At 60.1% G+C, this 26,547-nt stretch carries 21 protein-coding genes, 1 other RNA gene and 1 pseudogene; 10 read left to right on the forward strand and 13 right to left on the reverse strand.

The genetic code is table 11. From position 1 onward, the window contains the following. Window positions 1-12: 12 nt before the first annotated feature. The 3 genes from sufB to MKS11_RS11825 form a co-directional block, all read right to left on the reverse strand. The gene (gene sufB, locus MKS11_RS11815) at window positions 13-1,500 is read right to left on the reverse strand and encodes a Fe-S cluster assembly protein SufB (RefSeq protein WP_284109540.1); all 1,488 of its coding nucleotides are present in this window, start codon (window positions 1,498-1,500) and stop codon (window positions 13-15) included. A gap of 2 nt (window positions 1,501-1,502) precedes the next feature. Next, window positions 1,503-1,880 carry a Fe-S cluster assembly scaffold SufA gene (gene sufA, locus MKS11_RS11820; protein ID WP_004203089.1) on the reverse strand — a complete coding sequence of 126 codons (378 nt, stop codon included), beginning with the start codon at window positions 1,878-1,880 and terminating at the stop codon, window positions 1,503-1,505. 480 nt (window positions 1,881-2,360) lie between these two features. Beyond that, window positions 2,361-2,558, reverse strand: coding sequence for a hypothetical protein (locus tag MKS11_RS11825; protein WP_004203090.1), 198 nt, complete (start codon window positions 2,556-2,558; stop codon window positions 2,361-2,363). Here MKS11_RS11825 and MKS11_RS11830 point away from each other — a divergent pair. Both MKS11_RS11830 and lldD read left to right on the forward strand, forming a co-directional pair. Further along, window positions 2,557-2,649 (forward strand): annotated as a pseudogene (locus MKS11_RS11830) (hypothetical protein); the annotation flags it as partial. The gene MKS11_RS11825 and the pseudogene MKS11_RS11830 sit on opposite strands and share 2 nt — an antisense overlap. Window positions 2,650-2,937: 288 nt before the next feature. Then, window positions 2,938-4,122 (forward strand): FMN-dependent L-lactate dehydrogenase LldD, encoded by a 1,185-nt coding sequence (gene lldD / locus MKS11_RS11835; RefSeq protein WP_087771284.1) that lies wholly within the window; start codon window positions 2,938-2,940, stop codon window positions 4,120-4,122. Window positions 4,123-4,177: 55 nt separating this feature from the next. Here the strand turns inward: lldD and MKS11_RS11840 are convergent, their stop codons facing one another. From MKS11_RS11840 to MKS11_RS11855, 4 genes are all read right to left on the reverse strand, one after another. Further along, a complete protein-coding gene (locus tag MKS11_RS11840; RefSeq protein ID WP_284109541.1) occupies window positions 4,178-7,279 on the reverse strand; it encodes an efflux RND transporter permease subunit in 3,102 nt (1,033 codons plus the stop codon). Next, complete coding sequence (locus MKS11_RS11845; protein WP_004203094.1) at window positions 7,276-8,385, reverse strand: efflux RND transporter periplasmic adaptor subunit; 1,110 nt, start codon at window positions 8,383-8,385, stop codon at window positions 7,276-7,278. Before MKS11_RS11845 ends, MKS11_RS11840 begins: the two co-directional genes overlap by 4 nt. A 74-nt stretch (window positions 8,386-8,459) precedes the next feature. Next, window positions 8,460-9,074 (reverse strand): TetR/AcrR family transcriptional regulator, encoded by a 615-nt coding sequence (locus MKS11_RS11850; RefSeq protein WP_017900853.1) that lies wholly within the window; start codon window positions 9,072-9,074, stop codon window positions 8,460-8,462. A 97-nt stretch (window positions 9,075-9,171) separates the two neighbouring features. Then, window positions 9,172-10,167, reverse strand: coding sequence for an NAD-dependent epimerase/dehydratase family protein (locus MKS11_RS11855; RefSeq protein ID WP_087771282.1), 996 nt, complete (start codon window positions 10,165-10,167; stop codon window positions 9,172-9,174). Between the two features lie 96 nt (window positions 10,168-10,263). On the opposite strand from MKS11_RS11855, the gene MKS11_RS11860 reads away from it, so the two are divergent. From MKS11_RS11860 to MKS11_RS11880, 5 genes are all read left to right on the forward strand, one after another. Further along, on the forward strand, window positions 10,264-11,175 hold the full coding sequence (locus MKS11_RS11860) for a LysR family transcriptional regulator (protein WP_087771281.1): 912 nt from the start codon (window positions 10,264-10,266) through the stop codon (window positions 11,173-11,175). Between the two features lie 157 nt (window positions 11,176-11,332). Then, window positions 11,333-12,331, forward strand: a complete 999-nt coding sequence (locus tag MKS11_RS11865; RefSeq protein WP_004203100.1) for an ABC transporter substrate-binding protein — start codon at window positions 11,333-11,335, stop codon at window positions 12,329-12,331. After that, complete coding sequence (locus tag MKS11_RS11870; RefSeq protein WP_284109542.1) at window positions 12,331-13,368, forward strand: iron ABC transporter permease; 1,038 nt, start codon at window positions 12,331-12,333, stop codon at window positions 13,366-13,368. The genes MKS11_RS11865 and MKS11_RS11870 overlap by 1 nt, the downstream gene beginning before the upstream one ends. After that, a complete protein-coding gene (locus tag MKS11_RS11875) occupies window positions 13,368-14,129 on the forward strand; it encodes an ABC transporter ATP-binding protein (protein ID WP_062914328.1) in 762 nt (253 codons plus the stop codon). Before MKS11_RS11870 ends, MKS11_RS11875 begins: the two co-directional genes overlap by 1 nt. Window positions 14,130-14,140: 11 nt before the next feature. Further along, window positions 14,141-15,373, forward strand: a complete 1,233-nt coding sequence (locus tag MKS11_RS11880; protein WP_087771280.1) for an MFS transporter — start codon at window positions 14,141-14,143, stop codon at window positions 15,371-15,373. Between the two features lie 64 nt (window positions 15,374-15,437). On the opposite strand, the gene MKS11_RS11885 is transcribed toward MKS11_RS11880, so the two are convergent. Both MKS11_RS11885 and MKS11_RS11890 read right to left on the reverse strand, forming a co-directional pair. Next, the gene (locus MKS11_RS11885; protein WP_004203106.1) at window positions 15,438-16,469 is read right to left on the reverse strand and encodes a methionine synthase; all 1,032 of its coding nucleotides are present in this window, start codon (window positions 16,467-16,469) and stop codon (window positions 15,438-15,440) included. A 23-nt stretch (window positions 16,470-16,492) separates the two neighbouring features. Further along, window positions 16,493-17,470: a DUF1852 domain-containing protein gene (locus MKS11_RS11890; protein WP_048295045.1), complete on the reverse strand. Its 978-nt coding sequence runs from the start codon at window positions 17,468-17,470 to the stop codon at window positions 16,493-16,495. A gap of 597 nt (window positions 17,471-18,067) precedes the next feature. Between MKS11_RS11890 and MKS11_RS11895 the strand changes: the two genes are divergently transcribed. After that, complete coding sequence (locus tag MKS11_RS11895) at window positions 18,068-18,388, forward strand: hypothetical protein (RefSeq protein ID WP_049092302.1); 321 nt, start codon at window positions 18,068-18,070, stop codon at window positions 18,386-18,388. 98 nt (window positions 18,389-18,486) lie between these two features. Here MKS11_RS11895 and MKS11_RS11900 read toward each other — a convergent pair whose 3' ends face one another. The 3 genes from MKS11_RS11900 to MKS11_RS11910 form a co-directional block, all read right to left on the reverse strand. Next, window positions 18,487-18,735, reverse strand: coding sequence for a GlsB/YeaQ/YmgE family stress response membrane protein (locus MKS11_RS11900; RefSeq protein WP_004203110.1), 249 nt, complete (start codon window positions 18,733-18,735; stop codon window positions 18,487-18,489). Window positions 18,736-18,937: 202 nt separating this feature from the next. Further along, complete coding sequence (gene menI / locus MKS11_RS11905) at window positions 18,938-19,348, reverse strand: 1,4-dihydroxy-2-naphthoyl-CoA hydrolase (RefSeq protein WP_004203111.1); 411 nt, start codon at window positions 19,346-19,348, stop codon at window positions 18,938-18,940. Beyond that, entirely contained in the window at window positions 19,345-22,401 is a 3,057-nt protein-coding gene (locus MKS11_RS11910; RefSeq protein ID WP_032456259.1) for an FAD-binding and (Fe-S)-binding domain-containing protein, read from the reverse strand. Before MKS11_RS11910 ends, menI begins: the two co-directional genes overlap by 4 nt. 218 nt (window positions 22,402-22,619) lie before the next feature. Here MKS11_RS11910 and ydiK point away from each other — a divergent pair, with 218 nt between their 5' ends. Both ydiK and rprA read left to right on the forward strand, forming a co-directional pair. Next, on the forward strand, window positions 22,620-23,732 hold the full coding sequence (ydiK, locus tag MKS11_RS11915) for an AI-2E family transporter YdiK (RefSeq protein WP_004203114.1): 1,113 nt from the start codon (window positions 22,620-22,622) through the stop codon (window positions 23,730-23,732). A gap of 190 nt (window positions 23,733-23,922) precedes the next feature. Further along, window positions 23,923-24,030, forward strand: an RNA gene (gene rprA, locus MKS11_RS11920) — antisense sRNA RprA. An 85-nt stretch (window positions 24,031-24,115) separates the two neighbouring features. Here rprA and ppsA read toward each other — a convergent pair. Beyond that, window positions 24,116-26,494: a phosphoenolpyruvate synthase gene (gene ppsA, locus MKS11_RS11925; RefSeq protein ID WP_004203115.1), complete on the reverse strand. Its 2,379-nt coding sequence runs from the start codon at window positions 26,492-26,494 to the stop codon at window positions 24,116-24,118. Window positions 26,495-26,547: the final 53 nt, after the last annotated feature.

Below are 26,547 nucleotides of genomic sequence, written 5' to 3' on the forward strand. Positions count from 1 at the left end.
TTTCCTTAATTATCAGCCGACGCTATGCTCAAGGCTAATGGCCAGCAATTTTTGCGCCTCTACGGCGAACTCCAGCGGCAGTTCGGAGAAGACGTCTTTACAGAAGCCGTTGACGATCATCGAGATGGCATCGTCTTCGCTGATCCCGCGCTGCAGGCAGTAGAACAGCTGGTCCTCACCGATCCGCGAGGTGGTCGCTTCGTGTTCCAGCTGAGCGCTGTTGTTGCGGCATTCGACATAGGGGAAGGTATGCGCCCCACAGTCCGGGCCGATCAGCATTGAATCGCACTGGGTATAGTTGCGGGCATTGGTGGCGGTCGGCATGATTTTGACCAGCCCGCGATAGCTATTCTGGCTGTGTCCGGCGGAGATCCCTTTCGAGATGATGGTCGAGCGGGTGTTCTTGCCGATATGGATCATTTTCGTGCCGGTGTCGGCCTGCTGATGGCCGCTGGTCAGCGCCACCGAAAAGAATTCGCCGATCGAGTTATCGCCGCGCAGGATGCAGCTGGGGTATTTCCAGGTGATGGCCGAGCCGGTTTCCGACTGGGTCCATGACATTTTGCTGTTCTCCCCTTCGCACAGGGCGCGCTTGGTGACAAAGTTGAGGATCCCTCCGGTGTTGTTGTCCCCCGGGAACCAGTTCTGCACCGTGGAGTATTTCACTTCCGCGTCTTTATGGATGATGACCTCCACCACCGCGGCGTGCAGTTGATAGCTGTCGCGCACTGGCGCCGAGCAGCCCTCGATGTAGCTGACGTAGCTGCCTTCATCGGCCACCAGAATGGTGCGTTCAAACTGGCCGGTCTTTTCGGCGTTGATGCGGAAATAGGTCGATAGCTCCATCGGACAGCGGACGCCCTTCGGCACATAGATAAAGGTGCCATCCGAAGCCACCGCGGCGTTCAGCGCGGCAAAGAAGTTGTCATTGCCCGGCACCACGGTCCCCAGATACTTTTTCACCAGTTCCGGATGGTCGTGGATCGCCTCGCCGAAAGAGCAGAAGATGATCCCCTGCTCCGCCAGCTTTTCACGGTAGGTGGTCGCCACCGACACCGAGTCGAATATCGCGTCCACCGCCACCTCGCGCCCTTCGCGCACCGGTACGCCCAGCTGGTTAAAGGCTTCTTCCACCTCGCTGGTCAGAAAGGTGTTGGCCCCGGTCTGCTGCACCGCGCCGGGCCCGGAGGCGCAGGTCTCATCGCAGTTGCCGCAGGAGGGGGCGGAATAGTAGCTGTAATCCTGATAATTCAGCTTATCGTAATGCGCCTTCAGCCAGTGCGGCTCTTCCATCTCCAGCCACGCCCGGTAGGCATTGAGCCGGAACTCCAGCATCCACTGCGGCTCATTGCGACGGGCGGAGATGGCGCGAACCACTTCTTCATTAATGCCTTTGGCCAGCTCATCGGTCTGCAGGCGAGTGAAAAAGCCCTCTTTATAATTGAGCGGGCCGCCGGTCCAGGTTTTGACATCGTCTGTTGCTTCAGTATTACGCGACATAGTTACTCCGCCTGCACCCCAAAACTTTCGCCGCAGCCGCATTCGTGCTGCGCTTTCGGGTTATGAAATTTAAAGATTTCATTTAATCCTTCCCGGACGTAATCCAGCTCCGTACCGTCAATGAACGGCATCGCCTGCAGCGGCGCGTACAGCTTCGCCCCTTCAGATTCAAAGAGCAGATCGTCGGGCGCCGGCTCGGCAATCATTTCGAGCACATAGCCAAAACCGGCGCAGCCGCTGGTTTTAATACCCAGCCGTAGCCCCTTTTTATCCGGTTGCTTGCGCATCAGATCGCGAATATGCGCGGCAGCGGCCGGCGTCATGGTCAGTCCCTGCCAGCTGAAATCGGCGGGATTAAAGGTTCCTGCTTGTACTTCCATCGATAGACCTCCAGGTTGGCGCCATCAAGGCATACCGCCATGTTAGTGATAATGATTATCACTTCAACCCTTCTCCAGCAGGGGTATTGCCCCAATTAGCGCTTTTTATAAGCATAGACCCTTGACCGGGGATTATCAGGGTGCGCAAGTTGAACCTAATCATATGATTTATAATATTTAATTCTGATATCGTTCTATCACCGCACGCAATGGCAAAGATGTATCGAAAATACCGATTTATGCGATAGCAGCAGACCACCTTCCTGATTAACCTTGTCGTAGAAACCAAAAAAGTGACGGCGTCACTAAGCAGCCATGCGCGCTGAACAGGCGCTGGCCTGCGGAATGAGAAAGCGTAAGCAGAAAGCGTCAAGGCGCAACGCTTTCGGCAGGGGCGGTCGCGGCCTGGCGGGGGACGTGGCCGCGATCGGGGGGAGATAAACCGCGATAAAGCGGGTAGCCAGGAAGGCTAACGGTTGGCTAAGTTCCTTTTCTCACCAGGCGGGCGGCCTGGACAAAAACTTCATCCTCCACCCCATCCCCCTTCTGTCTGCCCAGCCGCACCAGCTCATCCACGATACTCCCCTGATTAATCTGCTTTTGGGTCGCCACTAAGCTAATGACCGCCGCGCCGATAGCCATGCCAATCAATGCCGTTTGTTCATCTTTATCTTTCATGGTGTCGCTCCGTCTGTCCTCCTCAGAAAGGCTAGCAAAAGATAGCATCTGCTCAATTTCAAAATCACCTTCTTTACACCTCCCGGAAAACGCAGGCGCCGAGCTGACCACGCTTCCTTGCTATGGCGATAGCGCAAAACGCTGTCGCACCACATCGGGTCTTTTATTTGGCCCGAATTCACGCTTCGCGGAAATAAATAAAAATAACGCGCGTGCCCAAGGCAAAAAAAAGAAATAACAATTTAAGCGACAAATCCAGTTTATTCCGTTAGGGAATGGCTTGGATGCTAATATTTCATTTCCCCACCGCCTTTTAGAAGCCTATAGTTTTTTTGCCTGCAGAACATCCACTTAGGTTAAAAGACATAAGGATATAATCATGATTGTTTCAGCCCCCAGCGATTATCGCGAAGCCGCTCGTCGCCGTCTGCCACGTTTCCTTTTTGACTATATTGACGGTGGCGCGGTGGCGGAAAATACCATGAACGCTAATGCCGCCGAGCTCGCCTCGGTAGCCCTTCGCCAGCGCGTGCTGTGCGGAGCGGGTGAGCCGACGCTGGCCACCACCATCCTTGATGCCCCATGGGCGATGCCCGTGGCGCTGGGGCCGGTCGGGGCCACCGGAATGTACGCCCGCCGCGGCGAAGTCCAGGCGGCCCGCGCCGCCTCCCGCGCCGGGATCCCTTACACTCTGTCCACCGTGTCGGTCTGCTCCATTGAGGAGGTGGCGAGCCACGCCAGCGGCGCGCTCTGGTCCCAGCTGTACGTACTGAAAGATCGCGGCTATATGCGTAATGCCCTGGAACGCGCCTGGGCTGCCGGCATGAAAACCCTGGTATTCACTGTCGATATGCCGATCCCCGGCTCACGGTATCGCGATAACCGTTCAGGGATGTCCGGGCCGCACGCCACCTTGCGACAGTATCTTCAGGCCTGCACCCACCCGCGCTGGGCAATGAACGTCGGCCTGGCGGGCAGACCCCTGTCGTTCGGTAACATCGAAGCCTATACCGGCCACAAAATGACCATGGATGACTATATGGGGTTCATCAGCAACAACTTCGACCCGTCCATCGCCTGGCACGATCTGGAGTGGATCCGCGACAGCTGGCCAGGAAAGCTGATCATTAAAGGGATCCTTGATGCCGACGATGCGCGCAATGCCGTGCGGCTGGGCGCCGATGGCATTGTGGTCTCCAATCACGGCGGCAGACAGCTCGATGGCGCCATCCCCACCGCCCGGGCGCTGCCGCGGGTGGCGGATGCGGTCGGCGACGATCTGACGGTCCTTGCCGACTCCGGAGTGCGCTCCGGCGTGGACGTTATTCGCCTGCTCGCCCTCGGCGCGAAGGGAGTCCTGCTTGGTCGGGCCTATATTTATGCCCTCGCCGCCGCAGGCGAAGCGGGGGTGGCACACCTGCTGCGCTTATTTGCCGAGGATATGAAGGTCACCATGACCCTCACCGGCGCCACCTCGCCCTCCGCCATCAGCCTCGATTGCCTCGACCGGCTGGAAAAAGAGCAACAGCGCAGCCGTGCGGTCCCGGTATCCTTATCTGCCTGACGCAGCCCGGGGCCGGGCCTGACCGCGTGCCCTGGCCCGGTCCGGCAAGGGGGAATTACCCCTGAGGGTCCAGCGCCGGACGTTGCGCTGCGTCAGCCGGTCGCTCGGAGCGGATGCGGAACCAGATCGCATACATGGCCGGCAGGAAGATAAGGGTCATGATGGTTCCCCCCAGCGTCCCGCCAATCAGCGTATAGGCGAGCGTCCCCCAGAAAACCGAATGCGTCAGCGGAATGAACGCCAGGATCGCCGCCAGCGTGGTCAGCAGAACCGGACGGGCTCGCTGCACCGTCGCCTCCACCACCGCGTGGAACGGATCGAGCCCCGCCTGCTGGTTATGGTGGATTTGACCAATCAGGATCAGCGTATTTCGCATCAGGATCCCTGACAGGGCGATCAGGCCCACAAGGGCATTGATGCCAAACGGCTGATTGAACAGCAGCAGCGTCGGCACCACGCCAATCAGCCCCAGCGGCGCGGTCAGGAAAACCATGACCATCGCCGACAGGGAACGTACCTGCAGGATAATGATCAGCAGCGTGAGGGCGATCATGATCGGAAATAACGGCACCATTGCCCGGGTGGCTTTGCCTGACTCCTCGATCGACCCCGCCGTCTCGATGCGATACCCAGGCGGCAGGGAGTCGATAATGGGCTGCAGCGGCTTCATCAGCGCGCTGGAGACATCCGGCGGCTGCAGGTTATCTGCGACATCTCCCCGGACGGTAATGGTCGGCGTGCGGTCGCGACGACGGAGCAGGGGTTCTTCCATCCTGACGTCGACTTCACCGATCTGCGACAAAGGAACCCGCTGCCCGCCGCTGCCTACGAGAGTGAAGTCGGCGATTTTCGCCGGGTCCAGACGGATATCGCCCGCCGCGCGGCCGATGACCTGCACCGCGCGAATATCCTCCCGGACGGTGGTGATGGGGATCCCTGACAGCAGGAACTGCAGCTGCTGGGCGACGGCCTGGGAGCTGAGCCCACTCGCCTGCAGCCGGTCCTGATTGAGGCTGAAATGCATCACCGGTACCCGCGACCCCCAGTCGCTATTGACGGTGCGCATCAGCGGACTGGCCTGCAGCACCGCTTTCACCCGATCGGCGATGTCGCGCAGGGTGTGCGGATCGGGCCCCATCACCCGCCAGGCGACTGGATAAGGCGAATAAGGGCCAAAGACCAACTGCGTGACGCGCACCCGCGCCTGCGGCGCAAGGCCATTGGCCACCGCCTCCCGCAGCCGCAGCTTAAGCGCCTCGCGCGAGGCCGGACCGTCGGTCAATACCACCAGCTTGGCAAATGAGGGATCGGGCAATTCCGGAGCCATCGCCAGGTAAAAGCGCGGCGCGCCCTGGCCGATATAGCTGGTGACAATCTTCGCCTCCGGCTGCTGCTGCAGCCAGCGCTCAATATTCGCCGTCGCGGCGCTGGTCTGAATAATCGACGACCCGTAAGGCATCTGCACCTCAACCAGCACTTCCGGGCGATCGGAGGTGGGGAAAAACTGCTTTTTCACCACGCTCATTCCCAGTAACGCCACCATAAACAGCACCACCACCCCGGCGGTCACGCGCCATTTGCCGGCGATAACCCGGGTCAGCAGCCGGCGGAAGCGCTGATAGCGCGGGGTGTCATACAGCGCGGCGTGGCCTGCCGCCGCGGACTTCCTCTCCGGTAACAGGTGTACGCCCAGCCAGGGGGTAAAAATCACCGCCACGATCCAGGAGGCAGTCAGCGCGATACCGACGATCCAGAACACGTTGCTGGCATACTCCCCGGCGGTGGATTGCGCAAACCCGTTAGGCATAAAGCCCACGGCCGTCACCAGGGTACCGGCCAGCATGGGCGCCGCGGTGTGGCTCCAGGCATAGGCGGAGGCTTTGAGGCGGTCATACCCCTCCTCCATTTTGACCACCATCATTTCGATGGCGATAATGGCATCATCCACCAGCAGCCCCAGGGCGAGGATCAGCGAGCCGAGGGTGATGCGGTCGAAGTTTTTGCCGGTGGCGGCCATCACCACAAACACCACGGCCAGGGTGAGCGGCACCGCCGCCGCGACCACCACCCCCACGCGCCAGCCCATGCTGACAAAGCACACCGCCATCACCACCAACAGAGCGACAAAAAATTTGATCATGAACTCATCGACCGCCGCGCTGATATTCACCGACTGATCGGTCACTTTGGCCAACGACATGCCGAGCGGCAGGCTCTGATTGATGCTGTCCGTTTCGGCGTCCAGCGCTTTCCCCAGCGCCAGACCATTCCAGCCCTCGCGCATCACCACCCCCAGCAGCAGCGCCGGTTCGCCCTGATTGCGGATCAGGAAGGTAGCAGGATCTTCATACCCCCGCTCAACCGTGGCGACATCGGCGAGTTTCAGCGTTCTGCCCCCGGCAATAATCGGCGTGTCGCGGATCTGCTGCAGGCGGTCGAACGCCCCGTCGAGGCGGATAAAGATCTGCCCGCCACGGGTCTCAATGGCCCCGGCGGCGGTCAGCACATTCTGATTGTTCAGCGCGGCAAAAATCGCCTCCGGCGAGAGCCCCAGGGTAGCGAGACGGTCATGAGAAAAGGAGAGATAAATGCGCTCCGCCTGTTCGCCGAGAATATTCACTTTTTTCACCCCAGGTACATGCAGCAGCTGCTGGCGCAGGGCTTCAGCGTCACGCACCAGCTGCCGCGGCGGCTCTCCCCGCGCTTTCAGGGCAAAGAGGGCAAAGGTGACATCGGCGAATTCGTCATTCATCATCGGGCCGGAGACGCCGGCAGGCAGGTTATTCGCCTCATCCCCGAGCTTTTTGCGCGCCTGATAAAACTGCTCCGGCACCTCGGAAGGCGGCGTCTGATCCTGCAGCGATAAGGTGATTAACGCCATCCCGGGACGGGTATAGGTCTCGGTGCGATCGTACCACTTCAGCTCCTGGAGCCGTTTTTCCAGCGGCTCGGCGACCTGATCCTGCATCTCCTGCGCGGTGGCACCCGGCCAGACGGTGATGACCGTCATTTGCTTGACCGTGAAGGGCGGATCTTCCGCCCGCCCGAGCCCGAAGAAGGCCACCAGACCGGCGACCGAGATAAGGATAATTAAAAACAGGGTTACCGACCTCTCGCGGACGGCCAGCGCGGAGAGATTAAAACGCCCGCCGCTCATGGCTGACTCCCGTCGGCATCATGCTCGCGTCGTTCCGCCAGCCGCACCGTCTCGCCCTGGTGCAGAAGATGGGCGCCCAGGGCGACGATGGGCTCCCCGGGCTTCAGCGGGCCGGTCACCCGCGCCGTTTCATCATTCAGGCCGATCACCGTCACCGGTTGCCAGGAGACGGTGGCCGGGCGCGATGCAATGCGCCAGACGCCAGGGCCGTTGCCCGGATCGTAGACCGACGCCAGGGGCACCTCCAGCACCTCGCCTGGCCCCTGGTCGCTGCTGATACGCAGGGTCACGGTTGACCCCAGCGGCGCATTCGCCAGCGCGCCGTTCAGCACATAGCGCGCTTCAAAGGTGCGGGTGGCGGCGTCAGCCGCGTCCGAAAGCAGCCGCAGGGTCGCGGTGACCGGCTGAGATTCGCTGCCATAGCGTGTCGCCAGCGCCTCGCTGCCGACCGCTGGGCGCAGCGTCTCCGGAAGCTGCACCCGCGCTTCGCGCTGCCCTGCCCGCGCCAGGCGGATCACCACCTGCCCGGCGCTGACCACCTGTCCCGGCTCGGCGAGCGTTTCCACCACCACGCCGTCGGCATCCGCCAGCAGTCCGGCATAGTCGGTGGCGTTTTGCGCCACGTTTGCCTGCGCCTGGGCCGCGCTGAGGTCGGCTCTCGCCGCCTCTGCCGTCGCGTTGATCTGGTCGAACTCCGCCGCCGAGACGGCGCCGCTGGCCACCAGGCCGCGATAGCGGGCCAGATCGTTGGCCGCCTTTTTGGCTCGCGCCCGCGCGGCGTCGACCGCCCGCTGTTGGGACTGCGCCTGCAAGGTTAGATCAGCCGGATCCAGGCGCAGCAGCAGTTGACCGCGCCGGACGCTCTGCCCGGTCTCCACCAGCCGGGCAAGGATTTTTCCCGATACCCGGAAGCCGAGATCGCTTTGGGTACGAGCGACCACCACGCCGGTAAAGGCCCGCGAGCTGGCCTCCGCGCGCTCGACGGTCGCCACCCGCACCAGCGGCGGTCGGGTGCGGGGATCGTCATGATCGGCAGGTTCGCCGCAGCCCGCGAGGGCCAGCGGCAGGAGGCAGACGGCAAGATGGACGGCGTTGGGCCTGAGCATGGGTCACCTTAATGAAAAGACCGGTTGGTGACTGCATTCTCAGACGAGTGACCAATAAAGTCAATGGTCACAAATCAGGGGGAGAGACTTCTCAGGATCAGGGAGGCAAGCAGCACCGCCGCGGTGGGCGCGGTGTCGAGATTGTATTGCAGCTGCACCGGGTTGATGAAAGGACACATCACCATATAGACCGCCAGGGTCGCCTCATCCAGCGGGGTTTTGCGCTCGAACTCACCCGCCTGGCGGCCTTCGACCAGGATTTGACCAATCAGCTGCTGCAGATGACCGGCATACTGCTCCGTTGAGGGCCATTTATCGCGCGCCGCGACGGCGGCGATATCGTACAGTTTGCGATCCTCGAAAAACAGTTCACTGCCGGCCTCGGTCAGCGCCCGGAACAGGCGGCGCAGCTTCTCGCTGGCGGAGGGTGCATCGGCGATGGCCTCGCTGACGGCCACCATGATCTTCTCCAGCCGGCTGGCGCAGATTGCCTCGCCAATCGCCTGCTTGGAGTCAAAAAACTTGTAGATATAGGCTTTGGAAAAGCCTATTGCTTTGGCGAGATCGGTGACCGTAGTCTTTTCATAGCCATAGCGACTGAAGTGCGCCATGGCCGCGTCAAGAATCTGGTCCCGAACGCTGTGGTCAACGGGGCCACGGCTTGCTGGGGTGGGGGTAATTTTCGTCATCCGTTTAGCTTAATGCGATCGCTATCGTTTGACAACGAGTGACGTTATCATGATTTGGTCACATTAACACTCCGCCCTGCTCACCTCTCTCGCCGCGTTATGCCTCACGCGCCTCATGGTTAATCGCGCCGGCGGGCAGACAGCCCAGGCCTTGCAGCGTCAAAAATACGGCACGATCGAGCGGGGTATGCGGCTCCGCGCCTAAAAAAGCCACCAGCTTATCGTTGCGCAGGCGTACCGGTAGACGCCAGAGATAGTGCATCTCGACCATTTCGCGCAGGGTGGCGTTGAAGGGTGCCGCCAGCTTCACCAGCCACCAGGGAAAGGACTTCACTACCGCCCTGCCGCCATAGCGGGCGACCACCCGCTGGATCGCCTGGCTCATTTCGCTGCCGTCCGGGTCCCAGTGGCCCTGCATATGAAAGCGGGCAAACGGCTCAAGCTCATGCCTGCGGGCCAGCAGCGCGGCGATGGTGGCGGCGACGTCGGGCAGCCAGGCCCACTGATGCCCCACGCCGATCGCCCCCGGGCGGCGAATGACGCCGGGAAGCTGACCGGGCCTGATCAGCCCCTGGGAAAACCAGCTATTCCCGGCGCGCGGACCAAAAAAATCCCCCCCCCGGACAATCAACGCCCGGCCGCCGCGCTGCACATAATCCTCCAGCGCCTGCTCCATCTCCACCCGGATGGCGCCTTTGCGGGTCACCGGCCGTTGCGCGGCCGCTTCAGCAATCAGCGGAAAGGCATCCGGTCCATAGTTATAGACCGTGCCGGGCAGGACAACTAACGCCCGCTGCTGTTCGGCGGCCTGCAGGGTGTTGCGCAGCATAGGCAGTACCTGCTGCCGCCAGTGCCGGTAGCCCGGCGGATTGACCGCATGGACGATCACGTCGCAACCGGCAGCCGCCGCCGCCACCTGCCCGGCATCCAGCGCGTCGCCGGCAATCCACTGCATGCCCTCTTCGGGCCCATGAAGCTGGGCGCCGCGCTTCAGCGCCCGAACCTGCCAGTTGTCCGCCGCCAGCCGACGCGCCACTTCCCCGCCTATGCCCCCGCTTGCTCCCAAAATCAGGACTTTGCCGCTGCTGTTCATCGTCTTTCCCCGTTCGCTAATGGATGCTTGACAGCCTACCTGCGGCTCATATCAAATGAAATTGCATACCATCATCGAGCGGCTATACATTTTTGTATGAATACCTCTATTCCCTGGGAGTGGTACCGAACCTTTCTCGCCGTCCTGCAGGAAGGCTCTTTATCGGGCGCATCGCGCCCCCTGAACATCACTCAGCCGACGGCGGGTCGCCATATCGCCGGCCTGGAGGCCGCCCTCGGCCAGGCCTTATTTACCCGCTCGCAAACCGGCCTGCTGGCGACCGACGCGGCGCTGGCGCTGCAGGCGCACGCTGAGACAATGGCCAACACCGCCCGGGCGCTGGAACGCACGGCGGCTAACTTTAGTCGCGACAGCACCGATCTGCGTGGCGTGGTGCGGGTGGCCGCCAGCGAGGTGGTCGGCGCTGAGGTGCTGCCGCCGCTGATTGCCCGGCTCAGGCAAGCGTGCCCGAGTATCGTCATCGAATTAATGCTCTCCAATCGGTTTCAGGATCTGCTTCACCGGGAGGCGGACATCGCAGTGCGGATGGTCGCTCCGCAGCAGGAGCAGCTTATCGCGCGGCGTCTCGGCAGGATCGAGCTTGGGCTGCATGCTACCGATGCCTATCTGACCCGCCAGGGTCGGCCCGCTACGCCTGAGGAGCTTGACGGCCACGCGCTGATTGGTTTCGACAGCGCCACGCCCCTCGTTCGCCGGGCTCTTGAGCGCTATCCCCGTTTTCAGCGCGAGGCCTTCGCGATGCGCACCGATAGCGACCTCGCCCAGCTGAACCTGATCCGCGCCGGGGCAGGGATCGGCATCTGCCAGGTGCCCCTCGCCGACGGCATTATTCCCCTGCAGCGAGTGCTGGCGGCCGACTTTTCTCTGTATCTCGATACCTGGCTGGTGATGCATGAGGACCTGCGCCATAGCCCCGCCTGTAAGCGGGTATTTAATTTCCTCGCCGAGGGGTTGCAGACGTATATTCGCGGCCCTCTGGCGCGCTGACCCACCCGCCTCGCGGGTAATCCCTTCCCTGCTGAAATAGTCACTCATTGACACTGTAAATACGGCATTGTATAAAACCCCGCCCCAATAATGAGTTTCATTTGCATTACTCCCATTTACTGGTCATTTACTCGCCTGTTTACAAGGATAGCGTTTAATGAAGAAGGTCCTCTGCGCGTTAGGCTTGATGTTCACCGCCGTCAGTTCCGGGCTGGCAACAACCTACCCCCTGACGATTGAAAACTGTGGCTATCAGGAGACCTTTACCCGGCCGCCGGAGCGCGTGGTCGCGCTGGGGCAAAATACGGTCGAAATCCTGCTGCTGCTTGGGCTGCAAAAGCAGGTGGTGGCCAGCGCCTTCTGGCCGACTACGGTATTACCGCAGCTGGCTGAGCAAAACGCGAAGATTAAAACCCTGACGGTGGAAATCCCGAGTCTGGAATCCGTGCTGGCGCAAAATCCCGATTTCGTTCCCGCCCAGTTGCCGCTGCTGCTGGGGCCGGAAAGCAAAGTCGCCAGGCGTGAAGATCTTGCCACCGTTGGCGTGAACAGCTACGTGTCGCCGGGGATGTGCGCCACCAAAAAGGCTACCGGCGATATGTACGGCAGCCGGCAGAAGCTGTGGGACATGACCTGGCTGTATCAGGAAATTAGCGATTTCGCCCGCATTTTCAACGTCGAAGATCGTGGCCAGGCGCTGATCGCCGATTTCAAAAAACGTGAAGCCGACCTGCGTCAGGAGTTCGGTAAAAGCAAAAAAGATCTCTCCTTCGTCTTCTGGTTCTCCAGCGCCTCGCCATCGGCCGATGCCTATGTCGGCGGTAAAAACAGCGCCTCCGGCTTTATCGCCAACGTGCTGGGCGGTCATAATGCGATAACCTCCGAGACCGAGTGGCCCACGGTGAGCTGGGAGAGCATCATTGCCGCCAACCCGGATGTGATCGTGGTCTCGAGCCTGGATCGTAACCGCTGGGCGCTGGATAAGGCCGAGGAGAAGATTAAATTCCTCAAAAGCGATCCCGCCGTCAGCCAACTGGAGGCGGTGAAAAAAGGCCATATCGTGGTGATGGACGGCCAGGCGATGAATCCGACCATCCGCACCCTTTACGGCGCGGAGCAGGTGGGCGAACAGCTGAGAAAAATGGGGCTTAACTGATGAGCGCCGCCGTACTGCAGACGCGCCGCAGCATGCTGCTCACCGGCTGGTGTGTCGTCGCCGTGTGCGTGCTGGCGCTGGTGATTGCGGTGGGCGTCAGCGTCGGCGAACTGCCCATCCCGCTGCAGAACGTCTTTTACGCTATCAGCAATAAAACCGGCTTAACCGCGGTGCCTCTCAATCGTATCTCCGAGAGCGTTATCTGGGATTTCCGCCTCAGCCGCGCGCTGGTCGCCGCCTGCTGCGGCGCCGGCCTCGCTATCTGCGGCGCCGTGCTGCAAAGCCTGCTCAAGAACGCCCTCGCGGAACCTTACGTCCTCGGCGTCTCCGCCGGGGCCTCCACCGGCGCGGTATCGATTGTGGTGCTGGGCCTTGGCGCCGGGGCGATCTCCCTCTCCGTCGGGGCGTTTGCCGGAGCCTTCGCCGCCTTCGCCTTTGTTGCCTTTCTGACCAACGGCGCGCGCGGCGGCAATGAGCGCACCATTCTGGCGGGCGTCGCCGCCTCGCAGTTATTTAACGCCCTCACGGCCTACACCATCAGCACCTCCGCCAGCGCGCAGCAGGCGCGCGATGTGATGTTCTGGCTGCTGGGCAGCTTCAGCGGCGTCCGCTGGCCCGAATTCCAGCTGGTTCTGGTGGTGGTCCTCGCGGGCCTGGCGGTCTGCCTGTGGTATGCCCGGGCGCTGGACGCGTTCACCTTCGGCGACGATGCCGCCGCTTCGCTGGGCATTGCCGTGCCGCGCGTGCGCCTGATCCTCTTCACCACCGCGGCGGTGATTACTGCCACCATCGTCAGCATGGCCGGCTCGATCGGCTTTGTCGGCCTGGTGGTGCCGCACGTGATGCGCTTCTTCTTTGGCCCGCTGCACCGGACGTTGCTGATCGCCAGTGCGCTGGCGGGGGCGATTCTGATGGTGCTGGCGGAGATTGCCTCGCGCCTGCTGATTGCCCCGCAGAGTCTGCCGGTCGGAGTGGTGACCGCCCTGGTTGGGGTGCCTTTCTTTGCCGTGATTATCTACCGCTCAAGGAATAAGTGATGAGTATTTGCGCTGAAAATATCACCTGGAAGGCAGGCAAAAAGGTCATCGTCAATAATGTCTCGCTGCGGGTCTCGCGCGGCGAAACGGTGGGTCTGCTGGGCCCCAACGGCTGCGGCAAATCCTCGCTGCTGCGGGTTCTGGCGGGCCTGCGCCGCCCGGATGCGGGTCGCGTCACCCTCGACGGCCACGACATCGCCCGGATGGCGAAAAAGCAGCTCGCCCGCCGGGTGGCGTTCGTCGAGCAACACGGCATGACCGAGGCCAATATGCGGGTGCGCGACGTCGTGCGGCTGGGACGTATTCCGCACCACTCGCCGTTCTCCAACTGGAGCGTTCAGGATGACGAGGCGGTCACCGCCGCGCTGCAGCGGGTGGCGATGCTGGAGAAAAGCGACCAGGGGTGGCTGAGCCTCTCCGGCGGCGAGCGGCAGCGGGTGCATATCGCCCGCGCGCTGGCGCAGAACCCGAGTGAGATCCTGCTGGATGAACCTACCAACCATCTGGATATTCACCATCAGATGCAGCTGATGCAGTTGATCAGCGAGCTGCCGGTGACCAGCATTGTGGCCATTCACGATCTTAACCATGCCGCGATGTTCTGCGATTCGCTGATCGTGATGCAGCAGGGGCAGATCCTCGCCAACGGGACGCCGGAGGAGATTTTGTCCGAAGCGCTGCTGTGGGACGTTTTCCGGGTGAAAACCAAAATCGAGATCTCCCCGTACCACGGTAAAAAGCACATTCATTTCATCGTTTAGGTTGGGCGAGTATGCCTCTCTTCCCCCTGCGCCCTGCCGCGACCCTCTGGCCTCCCGTTTTACTGGGAAGCCAGTTCGTTTTTAATATTGGCTTTTATGCGGTCGTCCCTTTCCTTGCCCTCTTCCTGCGCGACGAGATGCTGCTTTCCGGCGGGCTTATCGGCCTGATCCTCGGGCTGCGCACCTTCTCTCAGCAGGGCATGTTTATCATCGGCGGGACGCTGGCCGACCGATATGGTGCTAAGGCGATCATCCTCGCCGGCTGCGTGGTTCGCGTCGCCGGCTATCTGCTGCTGGCGTGCGGCACAACGCTGGAGCCGATTATCCTCGGCGCCTGCCTGACGGGCGTCGGCGGGGCGCTGTTCTCCCCGTCGATCGAGGCCCTGCTGGCGCGGACCGGTACCCACAGCCAGGCCAACGGAAAACGCAGCCGCGCCGAGTGGTTTGCGCTGTTTGCGGTGTGCGGTGAGCTGGGAGCGGTTATCGGCCCGGTGGCCGGGGGGCTGCTGAGCGGGATCGGCTTTCGGCATATCGCCCTCGCCGGTGCGGGGCTATTTCTTCTGGCGCTGCTGGTGCTCTTTTTCTGTCTGCCCGCCGACGGGCAGAGGCCCCAAACGCGCAGCCGGGTTCCGTGGTGGACCCCTTTGCGCCAGCCGCGCTTTGTCGCGTTTATTATTGCTTACAGTTCATGGCTGTTGAGCTACAACCAGCTGTATCTCGCCCTGCCGGTGGAGATCCAACGCGCAGGCGGCCGTGAGCAGGATCTGGCGCCGCTTTTTATGCTGGCCTCGCTGTTGATTATCACCCTGCAGCTTCCTCTCGCCCGCTTCGCCCGTCGTATTGGCGCCGTGCGCATTCTGCCGGTGGGCTTTCTGCTGCTGTCGGCTTCCTTCGTCAGCGTGGCGTTATTCGCCGCCTCGCCGCCCGCCGCCGGCTGGCTGCGATTATTGCCGTCGGCCTGCTTTGTCACACTGCTCACCCTCGGCCAGATGCTGCTGGTGCCCTCAGCCAAGGATCTGATCCCGCTGTTTGCCGAGGAGTCGACGCTGGGCGCCCACTACGGGGCGCTCGCCACTGCGGGTGGGTGCGCGGTGTTAGCCGGGAATTTGCTGCTCGGCCATTTGCTTGACCAGGCGCTCACCCCCTCGCCGCAGGCGGTCTATCCCTGGCTTCTGCTGGCGCTGTTTCCGTTGTGCAGTGCCGTCGCCCTGCGGGCGATCTGCCGCCCGCTGGCGGCAACCTGACGCTGAGCGGGTAACGGCCCGCTCAGGAGGTTAACCGGGAGAAGCGCACGAAAGCCAGTCCGCCTTATTTTACCGCCAGCTCGCGGCGAACGATCTCGGCACCGGCGCTTAAGGCATGCAGTTTGCCGGTCGCGACCTGGCGCGGCAGCGGCGCCATACCGCAGTTGGTGGAGGGGTAGAGCTTGTCGGCATCGACGAACGCCAGCGCCTTGCGCAGGGTAGCAGCCACCTCTTCCGGAGTTTCAATCGCATGGCTGGCGACATCGATCGCCCCGACCATCACCTTTTTACCGCGGATCAACTCCAGCAGATCCATCGGCACCCGCGAGTTGTGGCACTCGAGAGAGATAATATCGAGGGACGATTTCTGCAGCTGCGGGAAGGCCTCCTCATACTGACGCCACTCTGAGCCCAGCGTTTTTTTCCAGTCGGTATTGGCCTTGATGCCGTAGCCGTAGCAGATATGCACTGCCGTCTCGCACTTCAGCCCTTCAGTGGCTCGTTCCAGCGCGGCGATCCCCCAGTCGTTCACCTCATCGAAGAAGACGTTGAAGGCCGGCTCATCGAACTGAATAATATCGACCCCGGCGGCCTCTAACTCTTTCGCTTCCTGATTGAGGATTTTGGCGAACTCCCAGGCCAGCTTTTCCCGACTTTTATAGTGATTGTCATACAGCGTATCGATCATGGTCATGGGGCCCGGCAGCGCCCATTTTATCGGCTGACTGGTGAGCTGACGCAGATAGCGCGCGTCCTCAACGAAGACCGGTTTCTGGCGCTCTACGGCGCCCACCACGGTTGGAACACTGGCCTCATAGCGGTTACGAATTTTCACGATCTCGCGTTTGGCAAAATCAACGCCGCTGAGGTGTTCAATAAAGGTGGTGACAAAGTGCTGCCGCGTTTGCTCGCCGTCGCTGACAATATCGATCCCGGCCCGCAGCTGGTCGTCGAGGGACAAACGCAGGGCGTCGCGCTTGCCGGCCAGTAATTCTTCGCTGGACAGTTTCCAGGGCGACCACAGGGTCTCTGGCTGCGCCAGCCAGGAAGGTTTCGGTAAACTGCCAGCGGTGGAGGTCGGAAGCCATGTTTTCATAATAAGGAACCTTTTATATTGGTTTAGCAACGCGCGAAGTTAGCAGACCATTGCTCAAGCAACGTCTTGTGCGGGTCGATAAAATGTTGTTGTGTAAATTTACCCTGCTCTATCGCCAACAGGCTGCGCTCTTCCCGGTCATACACAATTTTGGTGACGGAATGATCCTGGTGATTGAGATTGGGCTGATAGTATTGCCCCGCCGCGGAATTCGCGTTGTAAATCTCCGGACGATATATTTTTTGAAACGTCTCCATCGTGCTGATGGTCGCGATCAGCTCCAGGCTGGTGTAATCGCTGAGCAGATCGCCGGAAAAATAGAAGGCCAACGGCGCGACGCTGTGTTTCGGCATAAAATAGCGCACCTGCAGCCCCATTTTGCTGAAATAGCGCTCGGTCAGCGAGACGCCTTCCTGGGCATATTCAATGCCGAGAACCGGATGTTCGTTACCGGTGCGACGATAAACATCTTTGCTGGATACGCTCAGACAAATCACCGGCGCCTTGCTGAAACTGGTCTTATAGGCGCTGGATTGCACGAAATCCTTAAAGATATTGCCGTGCAGCTCGCCAAAGTTTTCGGGCACGCTGAAGCGGCTCTGGTCTTTATTATGCTCCAGCAGCAGCACGCTAAAATCATAATCCCGTACCCAGGAAGAGAAGTTATTGCCGACGATACCGGCATGGCGCTCACCGGTTTTTTTATCGACAATATGCGTTTGCAGGATCTCTATCACCGGAAAACTGGCGGCATCAGCAATATTCATCTCGACAGAAATAATATCCAGTTCCACCGCATAGCGATCGTTGTAGGGATTATCCCAGTGCGCCAGGGTATTAAACCGGTTATTCATCATGATTAACGTATTGCGCAGATTGTCCTGACGGCTCTCCCCTCTCGCCAAATTGGCAAAATTGGTGGTAATACGCGTATTTTCCGCAGGGTTATAATTTTCATCAAACCGGCTGCGCTTAATCGTATAGGTAAATTCGTTATTCATGGCGATTGTCCATCCTGGTGTCGGGCATAAAGCGGAATAAGCGGAGTACTCTCCACTGGCGACGCAGAGTCAGACCTGGCGCGCTTCAACCGGTAAATGTTGTTGATTCGTTAATGGGTCTATTTTTGCCAGAGTCGGTGATGGAGGGAAAGCGACTTAAATTCATTGCAACATGAGCTATCCTCATGTTGCTCCGCTAAGCGCAAGGTGCGGTTCGGGGTATCATCATCACGCCATGGTCAGGCGCGGCAGTTCAGGCAACGCCAGGCTAATAATCGTTTGTCCAGGGAATGCATGCAGGGTACAATCTTTAACCACTATAATACGTGCTGTGACCTGGCCGCCGTACCCGTTTGCTGGAGCTTTTGTCGTAAAGAATGATTGTTGATATCAGTATTATGTCGATGTGCATGGCCGTGCTGCTGATTATGAGCGTGCTGCTGAATTAAGAGGCTCCCGAACACAATGACACCCGCTCTCATCTGACCTTCACATTCGCGAGGAATAAAGGAGATTCAGAGGATTCGCGCCGCACGGCATTGTCCCGCCTGCCGCCGCCCTCTACTCTTTATGCACTTGCTTATCGAGGAAAACCAGATGAAAAAAGCTCTCTTTGCGCTGTTCTCTATTGCTGCCGTGGCCGCCGCCAGCGCTTTTGCGGCTGATAAAACCGACGCTCCGACGCCCGCTGTCGACAACGGCGGCCGTCCTCCGCTGGAGATGGGTCATGGTCCCCTGCCGCCGTTCCCGCCACCGTTTCCGCCGCGCAAGCCGGTGCTGTTTTCAGCAACGGTCGCGACCGATACGCCGGCGGAAACCATTAACAAACTAACCGCCCTGATCCCGACCGGTCAGGCGAAGCACTACGAAGTTCACGTGGAGGTGGTGCCGGTTGCGGAGGATGCCGACGGGCAGTAGCCCTGGCGTGGGTACGCTGCCTGAGTCCTGCGATAATAAAAAAGCTGCCGCGATAAGCGGCAGCTTTTGTTAACTTGAATAAAACAGAATGCAGAGAATTAGCTGCGCACTTTACGGTAGATAAACAGCACAACCAGCGCACCGATTACCGCCACCACGAAGCTGCCGAAATTAAACCCGTCGACTTTGCCAAAACCAAAGAAGGTACTGATCCAGCCGCCGACCACGGCGCCGATGATCCCCAGAATAATGGTTACAATAAACCCGCCGCCGTCTTTCCCCGGCATAATCCACTTGGCTAAAATACCGGCAATAAGTCCAAAAATGATCCAGGAAAGAATACCCATGGTTAACCGTCCTCTTGTTACCTTTATGCATTTCGTATTGAAAAGAGTAGCATATATAACGAGATTGGATCGGTAATAATCTATTTATTAGATAATTTCTTGCCGCTGCGCGGTAGTGTTCTCACCCCATCTCTCGCGCTGCCAGGCCCTTTGCCGCTTATTACCTTGAAAAAAGGGAGGCTATTCGCCTCCCCCTTACGGTTTATATTACCGCGGTGGTTAGCCGCGATGAACAGCACAATCGCGACTGTTCGTCGAAGATTTCAATTTGCCAGACCTGATGGCGAGTCCCGACGTGCAGCGCTTTGCACACGCCCCGCACCCGGCCCCCACGCGCTGAACGGATGTGGTTGGCGTTAACCTCCAGCCCCACCACCTTCTGTTCGCCTTCGCTGCACAGATAACCCGCCACCGACCCCAGCGTCTCCGCCAGCACCACCGACGCCCCGCCGTGCAGCAGACCAAACGGCTGCTGGGTGCGGCCATCCACCGGCATGGTGGCCTCCAGCGTATCGTCGGTAAACGTCTCAAAGCGAATATCCAACAGCCCTACCATGTTTCCCTCACCGAGCCGGTTGAGCTGCTCCAGCGTGGTCTGACGTTTCCAAATCATCCGATTATCTCCAGTAACGCCTGCAGCGGATGGCGAACGCCGCTGCCTTCAATGCGCTTCACCTGGCTGCGGCAGGAGTAGCCCGTCACCAGACAGCGGTTACGCGGCAGCCGCTGCATCGCCTGCTGCCAGGAGAGCGCGTAAATGGCCAGCGAGTTGGCATGGTTTTTCACTTCATGACCATAGGTGCCTGCCATCCCGCAGCACCCAACGCTGACGTTTTCCAGCTTCGCGCCGAAGTGGGCAAAAATCTCTGCCCACTGCTTTGTCGCCGCCGGCAGCGCGGTCACTTCCGTACAATGACCGAACAGGTACCAGGGCTCGCCGCCGAGATCGGGACGGGCGTCGGTCGGCAGGGCCTTCGGCAACCACTCATGCACCAGCATGACCTGGAAATCGCCGCGCTTGTCGCCGAGCGTTTGCTTATATTCATCGCGGTAGCAAAGCACCAGCGCCGGATCGACGCCGACCAGCGGCATACCCAGCTGCGCCACGCGGTTAAGGAAGTCTGCCGTTTTCTGCGCGGTGCGCGCGAAGCGGGTCAGGAATCCTTTAATATGCTGCGCCTTGCCGTTCGGCGAGAACGGCAGGAGCACCGGCTGATAGCCTAAGGCCTCGACCAGACGGATAAAGTCAGCCACCACCTGAGCGTCGTAATAGCTGGTGAAGGGATCCTGCACCACCAGCACCATCTTCGCCTTCTGCTCGTCGCTCAGCGCTTCGAGCTGCTCAAGGGTCATATTGGCGGAGCGGTGGCCGGCCATCTGCTGCTTCAGCGACGGCGCCGAGAGCAGCGGCAGATCGACCATCCCGATATGCTTCTCCGACAGCTTTTTCAGCCACGGCTGGTTAATGAAGAAGTTAAAGGTCTTCGGCGCCTGGGCCATCAGCGGCGCATAGGACTCCACCGACGCCACCAGATGATCCCGCACCGGACGCAGATAGCGGCTGTGATACAGCTGCAGGAAGCGCGAGCGGAACTCCGGGACATCGATTTTGATCGGGCACTGGGTCGAACAGGCTTTGCAGGCCAGACAGCCGGACATCGCCTCTTTGACCTCGTGCGAGAAGTCATATTCCCCTTTGCGCGCATGCCAGCTGTTACGGGTGCGCGCCACCAGCGAGCGCAGGCTAACGCCCTGCTCCGGCAGCGCCTTCTCCAGCTGATTGGGATCGACGCCGCGATCCGCCAGCAGACGCAGCCATTCGCGGACCAGCGTCGCCCGCCCTTTCGGCGAGTGGATGCGCTGGTTGCTGACTTTCATCGACGGACACATCGGACTTTTTACGTCAAAGTTGAAGCACAACCCGTTGCCATTACACTCCATCGCCCCGCGCCAGCTGCTGCGCACCGCGATGGGGATCTGCCGATCCCAGGTGCCACGCTTCACCGCGTCGACTTTCATCATCGGCGCGTCGACCCCTTCCGGAGGGCAGATTTTCCCTGGGTTCAGGCGGTTATCGGGATCGAAGACCGCTTTGATCTTCCTAAGTTCGCCGTACAGCGCCTCGCCAAAGAAGGCCGGGCTGTACTCCGCGCGAAAGCCTTTGCCATGTTCCCCCCACAGCAGGCCGCCATACTTCGCCGTCAGCGCCACCACATCGTCGGAGATCTGCTTCATCAGCACCTCCTGCTGCGGATCGCACATGTCCAGCGCCGGGCGCACATGCAGCACCCCGGCGTCGACGTGGCCAAACATGCCGTAGCTCAGGCCGTGGCTGTCGAGCAGCGCGCGGAACTCGACGATATAATCCGCCAGGTGTTCGGGCGGGACGCAGGTATCCTCGGCAAAGGGGATCGGCTTGGCGGCACCTTTGGCATTACCCAACAGGCCTACCGCCTTCTTGCGCATGGCATAGATGCGCTCCACGCCATCAAGATCGTGACAAACCTGCCAGCCGATGACTCCCGCCTCGCTGCGGGCCATCAGCTCGTCCAGCCGCTGGCACAGGGTGGTGACCTGCTGGTCAATCAGCGCCGCGTCATCCCCGGCGAATTCGACGATATTCAGCCCGAGCATCTCTTTATCAGGTACGTCGGTGATCAGTTCGTTCACCGAGTGCCAGACGATATCCTCGCGCGCCAGATTGAGGACTTTAGAGTCGACGGTCTCCACCGACAGGGCCTTGGCTTCCACCATAAAGGGTGCATTACGCAGCGCAGAGTCAAAGGAGTCATATTTGACGTTGACCAGCCGGCGCACCTTCGGCAGGCGGGTAATATCCAGCCGCGCTTCGGTGATAAACGCAAGCGTCCCTTCCGAACCGGTTAAAATCCGGGTCAGGTCGAACTCGCTCATCTCATCGTTAAAGACGTGGCGCAGATCGTATCCGGTGAGGAAGCGGTTGAGTTTGGGAAACTTATCCATGATCAGCTCGCGCTGCGCCTTGCAGCGCTGGTAGACCGTGTTGTAGATCCGGCCGATCGTCGAGGGCGTATTGCCCAGCGTCTCCGCCAGCGCCACCGGCACCGCCTGGGTATCGAGGATATCACCGCCCATCAGCACCGCCCGCAGGCCAAGCACGTGATCCGACGTCTTACCGTACACCAGCGATCCCTGTCCGGACGCGTCGGTGTTAATCATCCCGCCCAGGGTAGCGCGGTTGCTGGTGGAGAGCTCCGGGGAAAAGAAATAGCCATAGGGCTTGAGAAACTGATTCAGCTGATCTTTGATGACTCCGGCTTCAACGCGCACCCAACCCTCTTCGGGGTTGATTTCGATAATGCGGTTCATATAGCGGGACATATCGACGATAATTCCGCCGTTCAGCGCCTGGCCGTTAGTGCCGGTGCCGCCGCCGCGCGGGGTGAAGATCAGCGATTTAAAGCGTGGTTCGGCGGCGACGCGCGCCAGTAGCGCGACGTCTGCCGTGGAACGTGGAAAAAGGACCGCATCCGGCAGCAGCTGATAGACGCTGTTGTCGGTGGCCATCGTCAGCCTGTCGGCATAGCTGGTGGCGGTATCGCCGGTAAAACCCTGTTGCTCCAGTACCTGCAAAAAATTCAGCACCAGCTGAACTACCCCTGGCGCCTGAGAAATTTGTGGGATCATCACACTTGACCCTGCCTGACTATGTTGTGTTTGAAAATATTGTGTTGGTGCTAACTAAACGTTTGCGTAGCGCATTCAACTTTTTATCACATTTTTTTCATATGCGCCCACGTGTTTTCTGTGCAAAATCAGCCCGGCAAAATTATTGATATTATTATCAGTACATGGATTTACGCGGCGCCAGCTTTTTGGCGCGACTGGAAAGGTAAAATTTATCTATGATTAACCCCCATCAGCCTCGGGACATACCGCAAATACTGCTGTCGGTGCTGTTCCTGGCCCTGATTATCATATCCTGCCTGTGGGTTGTGCAGCCGTTTATTCTGTCCTTCGCCTGGGCCGGCACCGTGGTGATCGCCACCTGGCCGGTGCTGCTGCGTCTGCAGCGTGTGCTGTTCGGCAAACGGATGCTGGCGGTGCTGGCGATGACCCTGCTGCTGTTTTTGCTATTCGTTATTCCTATCGCTCTGCTGGTCAACAGCCTGGTGGATAACAGCGTTCCGCTGATCAAACTCATCAGCAGCGGAAATGTGACGCTGCCGGATTTCGCCTGGCTCAACAGCGTGCCGCTGGTGGGCGATAAGCTCTACTCCGCCTGGCATGGCCTGCTGGATATGGGCGGCTCGGCGATTATGGCCAAGGTTCGCCCCTATATTGGCACCACTACCAGCTGGTTTGTCGGTCAGGCGGCGCACATCGGCAAGCTTCTGGTCTACTGCGGTTTGATGCTGCTGTTCAGCGCGTTGCTCTACTGGCGCGGTGAGCAGGTGGCCTACGGTTTCCGCTATTTCGCCACGCGCCTGGCGGCTAAACGCGGTGACGCCGCCGTGCTGCTGGCCGGCCAGGCCGTGCGCGCCGTGGCGCTGGGCGTGGTGGTGACAGCCCTCACCCAGGCGGTGCTGGGCGGTATCGGCCTTGCCATCTCCGGCGTGCCCTACGCCGCTCTGCTGACCGTGGTGATGATCTTTACCTGTCTGGTCCAGCTCGGGCCTTTGCTGGTTCTGGTGCCGTCGATTATCTGGCTTTACTGGAGCGGGGACACCACCTGGGGCACCGTGCTGCTGGTGTGGAGCTGCGTGGTCGGCACCATGGACAACGTTATCCGCCCGGTGCTTATCCGCATGGGCGCCGACCTGCCGATGATCCTCATTCTTACCGGCGTCATTGGCGGCCTGATCGCCTTCGGCATGATCGGTCTGTTTATCGGTCCGGTGCTGCTGGCCGTCTCCTGGCGCCTGTATGACGCCTGGGTGCACGAAGTGCCGCCGCCGCCGAAAGACCCCGACGTCGTGCTCGAAGAGCTCAGCGAGCTGGAGGCCGGGCGCAAGTAATGCATTGTCAGGCGGGGAGACCCGCCTGTTTCCCCGCCAGCACAATTGTTAAGCAAAATTTATTGATCGCCGGCTCAACGCCAGACTTGTAGGCCCCTCACCCGCGTTTCACCTCCCGGACCTTCACAACAATTTAACTATTGAGAGGAATCTGATCGACGGCAAAGGCCCCGCTGCCTACTATTAGCTCACGGTTATAAATCAACACCTTGATTTATAAGCATGGAAATCCCCTGAGTGAAACAACGAATTGCTGTGTGTAGTCTTTGCCCATCTCCCACGATGGGCTTTTTTTTGTCCTGCGCTCACGACACCTGGCGCTCTGACACAGGCAAAAAAAATCCCCGGCATCGCTGCCGGGGATCGGTGTTGTCAGGGCGAACTTATTTATTCAGTTCCGCCAGACCTAACCAGGTTTGCACCACGGTGTCCGGGTTGAGGGACAGGCTATCGATCCCCTCCTCCATCAGCCAGGCGGCAAAATCTTCATGGTCAGACGGCCCCTGGCCGCAGATGCCGACGTATTTACCCTGCTGCTTCGCGGCGCGGATCGCCATCGACAGCAGGGCTTTCACCGCGTCGTTGCGTTCATCAAACAGCTCAGAGACCACGCCGGAGTCGCGGTCCAGACCGAGCGCCAGCTGGGTCATGTCGTTCGAACCGATGGAGAAGCCGTCGAAGTATTCGAGGAACTGCTCCGCCAGCAATGCGTTCGACGGGATCTCGCACATCATGATGATCTTCAGCCCGTTCTCGCCGCGCTTCAGCCCCTGACGCTCCAGCTCTTCGACCACCGCTTTCGCCTGGGCAACGGTACGGACGAACGGCACCATCACTTCAACGTTGGTCAGCCCCATGTCGTTACGCACGCGCTTCATGGCTTCACATTCCAGCGCGAAGCAGTCGCGGAAGCTTTCGGAAACGTAGCGTCCGGCACCGCGGAAGCCGAGCATCGGGTTCTCTTCTTCCGGCTCATAGCGCTCGCCGCCTACCAGGTTGGCGTATTCGTTCGACTTGAAGTCCGACAGACGCACGATCACCCGTTTCGGATAGAAAGCGGCACCGAGGGTGGCGATCCCTTCGGTCAGGCGGCCAACGTAGAACTCTCTCGGCGAATCGTAGCCTTTCATCAGCTCGCGGATTTCGTTCTGCAGGCCCGGCTCCTGGTCGTCAAACTCCAGCAGCGCGCGCGGGTGCACGCCAATCATGCGGTTGATGATAAACTCCAGTCGCGCCAGACCCACGCCTTCGTTCGGCAGGCAGGCGAAGTCGAAGGCGCGATCCGGGTTGCCAACGTTCATCATCACCTTCAGCGGCAGATCCGGCATGTCGCCGACGCTGGAGCTCTTGACGCTGAAGTCGAGCAGCTCGGCGTAGACATAGCCGGTATCGCCTTCGGCGCAGGAGACGGTCACGTTCTGGTTTTCCTGAATGCGATCGGTGGCATCGCCGCAGCCGACCACCGCCGGAATACCCAGCTCACGGGCGATGATAGCCGCGTGGCAGGTACGGCCGCCGCGGTTGGTGACGATCGCCGAGGCTTTCTTCATGATCGGTTCCCAGTCCGGGTCGGTCATATCGGTAACCAGCACGTCGCCCGGCTCAATGCGGTTCATCTCGCTGATATCGTGGATCACCTTCACCGGACCGGCGCCAATGCGATGGCCGATGGCGCGCCCTTCGGCGATGATCTGCCCCTGAGCGTGGAGGGTATAACGCTCCATCACCTGGCCGCGGGAACGCACGGTTTCCGGACGCGCCTGGACGATAAACAGCTTACCGGTGTGGCCATCTTTCGCCCACTCGATATCCATCGGACGGCCGTAGTGCTTCTCGATCTGCACCGCCTGCTTCGCCAGCTCCTGCACCTCCTCGTTGGTTAACGAGAAGATATCGCGCTGCGCCTGCGGCACATCTTCGATACGCACCTGCTTGCCGTGCTCCTGGGTCGGCGCGTAAACCATGCGGATCTTTTTCGAGCCCATGGTGCGGCGCACGATCGCCGGGCGGCCAGCGGCCAGCGTCGGTTTGTGGACGTAGAATTCGTCCGGGTTCACCGCGCCCTGCACCACCATCTCGCCCAGACCCCACGCCGAGGTGATAAACACCACCTGGTCAAAGCCGGATTCGGTATCGATGGAGAACATGACGCCGGAGGAGGCCAGATCGGAGCGGACCATCCTCTGCACCCCGGCGGAGAGCGCCACGCCGCGATGATCGTAACCCTGATGCACGCGATAGGAGATCGCGCGATCGTTAAACAGTGAAGCAAATACGTGCTTCACGGCAACGAGCACGGCGTCAAAGCCCTGCACGTTGAGGAATGTCTCTTGCTGCCCGGCGAAGGAGGCGTCCGGCATATCTTCCGCGGTGGCGGAAGAGCGCACGGCGAATGAGGCCTCGGCGTCATCGGCGGACAGCAGGTCATAAGCATCGCGAATCGCGTTTTCCAGTTCGCTCTGGAAGGGGGTATCGATGATCCACTGTCGGATCTGCGCGCCCGCTTTCGCTAATGCGGAAACGTCGTCAATGTCGGTTTCATCCAGCAGCGCATAGATGCGCTGGTTAACACCGCTTTGGTCCAGGAACTGGTTGAAAGCATCAGCGGTGGTGGCAAACCCGTTAGGTACGGAAACACCCATACCGGACAGATTCGTAATCATTTCACCAAGGGAGGCATTTTTGCCCCCAACTCTGTCTACATCATTCATGCCGAGTTGGTTATACCAAAGCACCAGCGGTGACGAGCCATTGTTGGACATCGAGACAATCCTTTTGTGATTTAATACCAGTGAAAAAAATTTCACGATCGACT

It is taken from the genome of Klebsiella sp. K5-45, assembly GCF_030128605.1.
GTDB lineage: Bacteria > Pseudomonadota > Gammaproteobacteria > Enterobacterales > Enterobacteriaceae > Klebsiella > Klebsiella quasipneumoniae.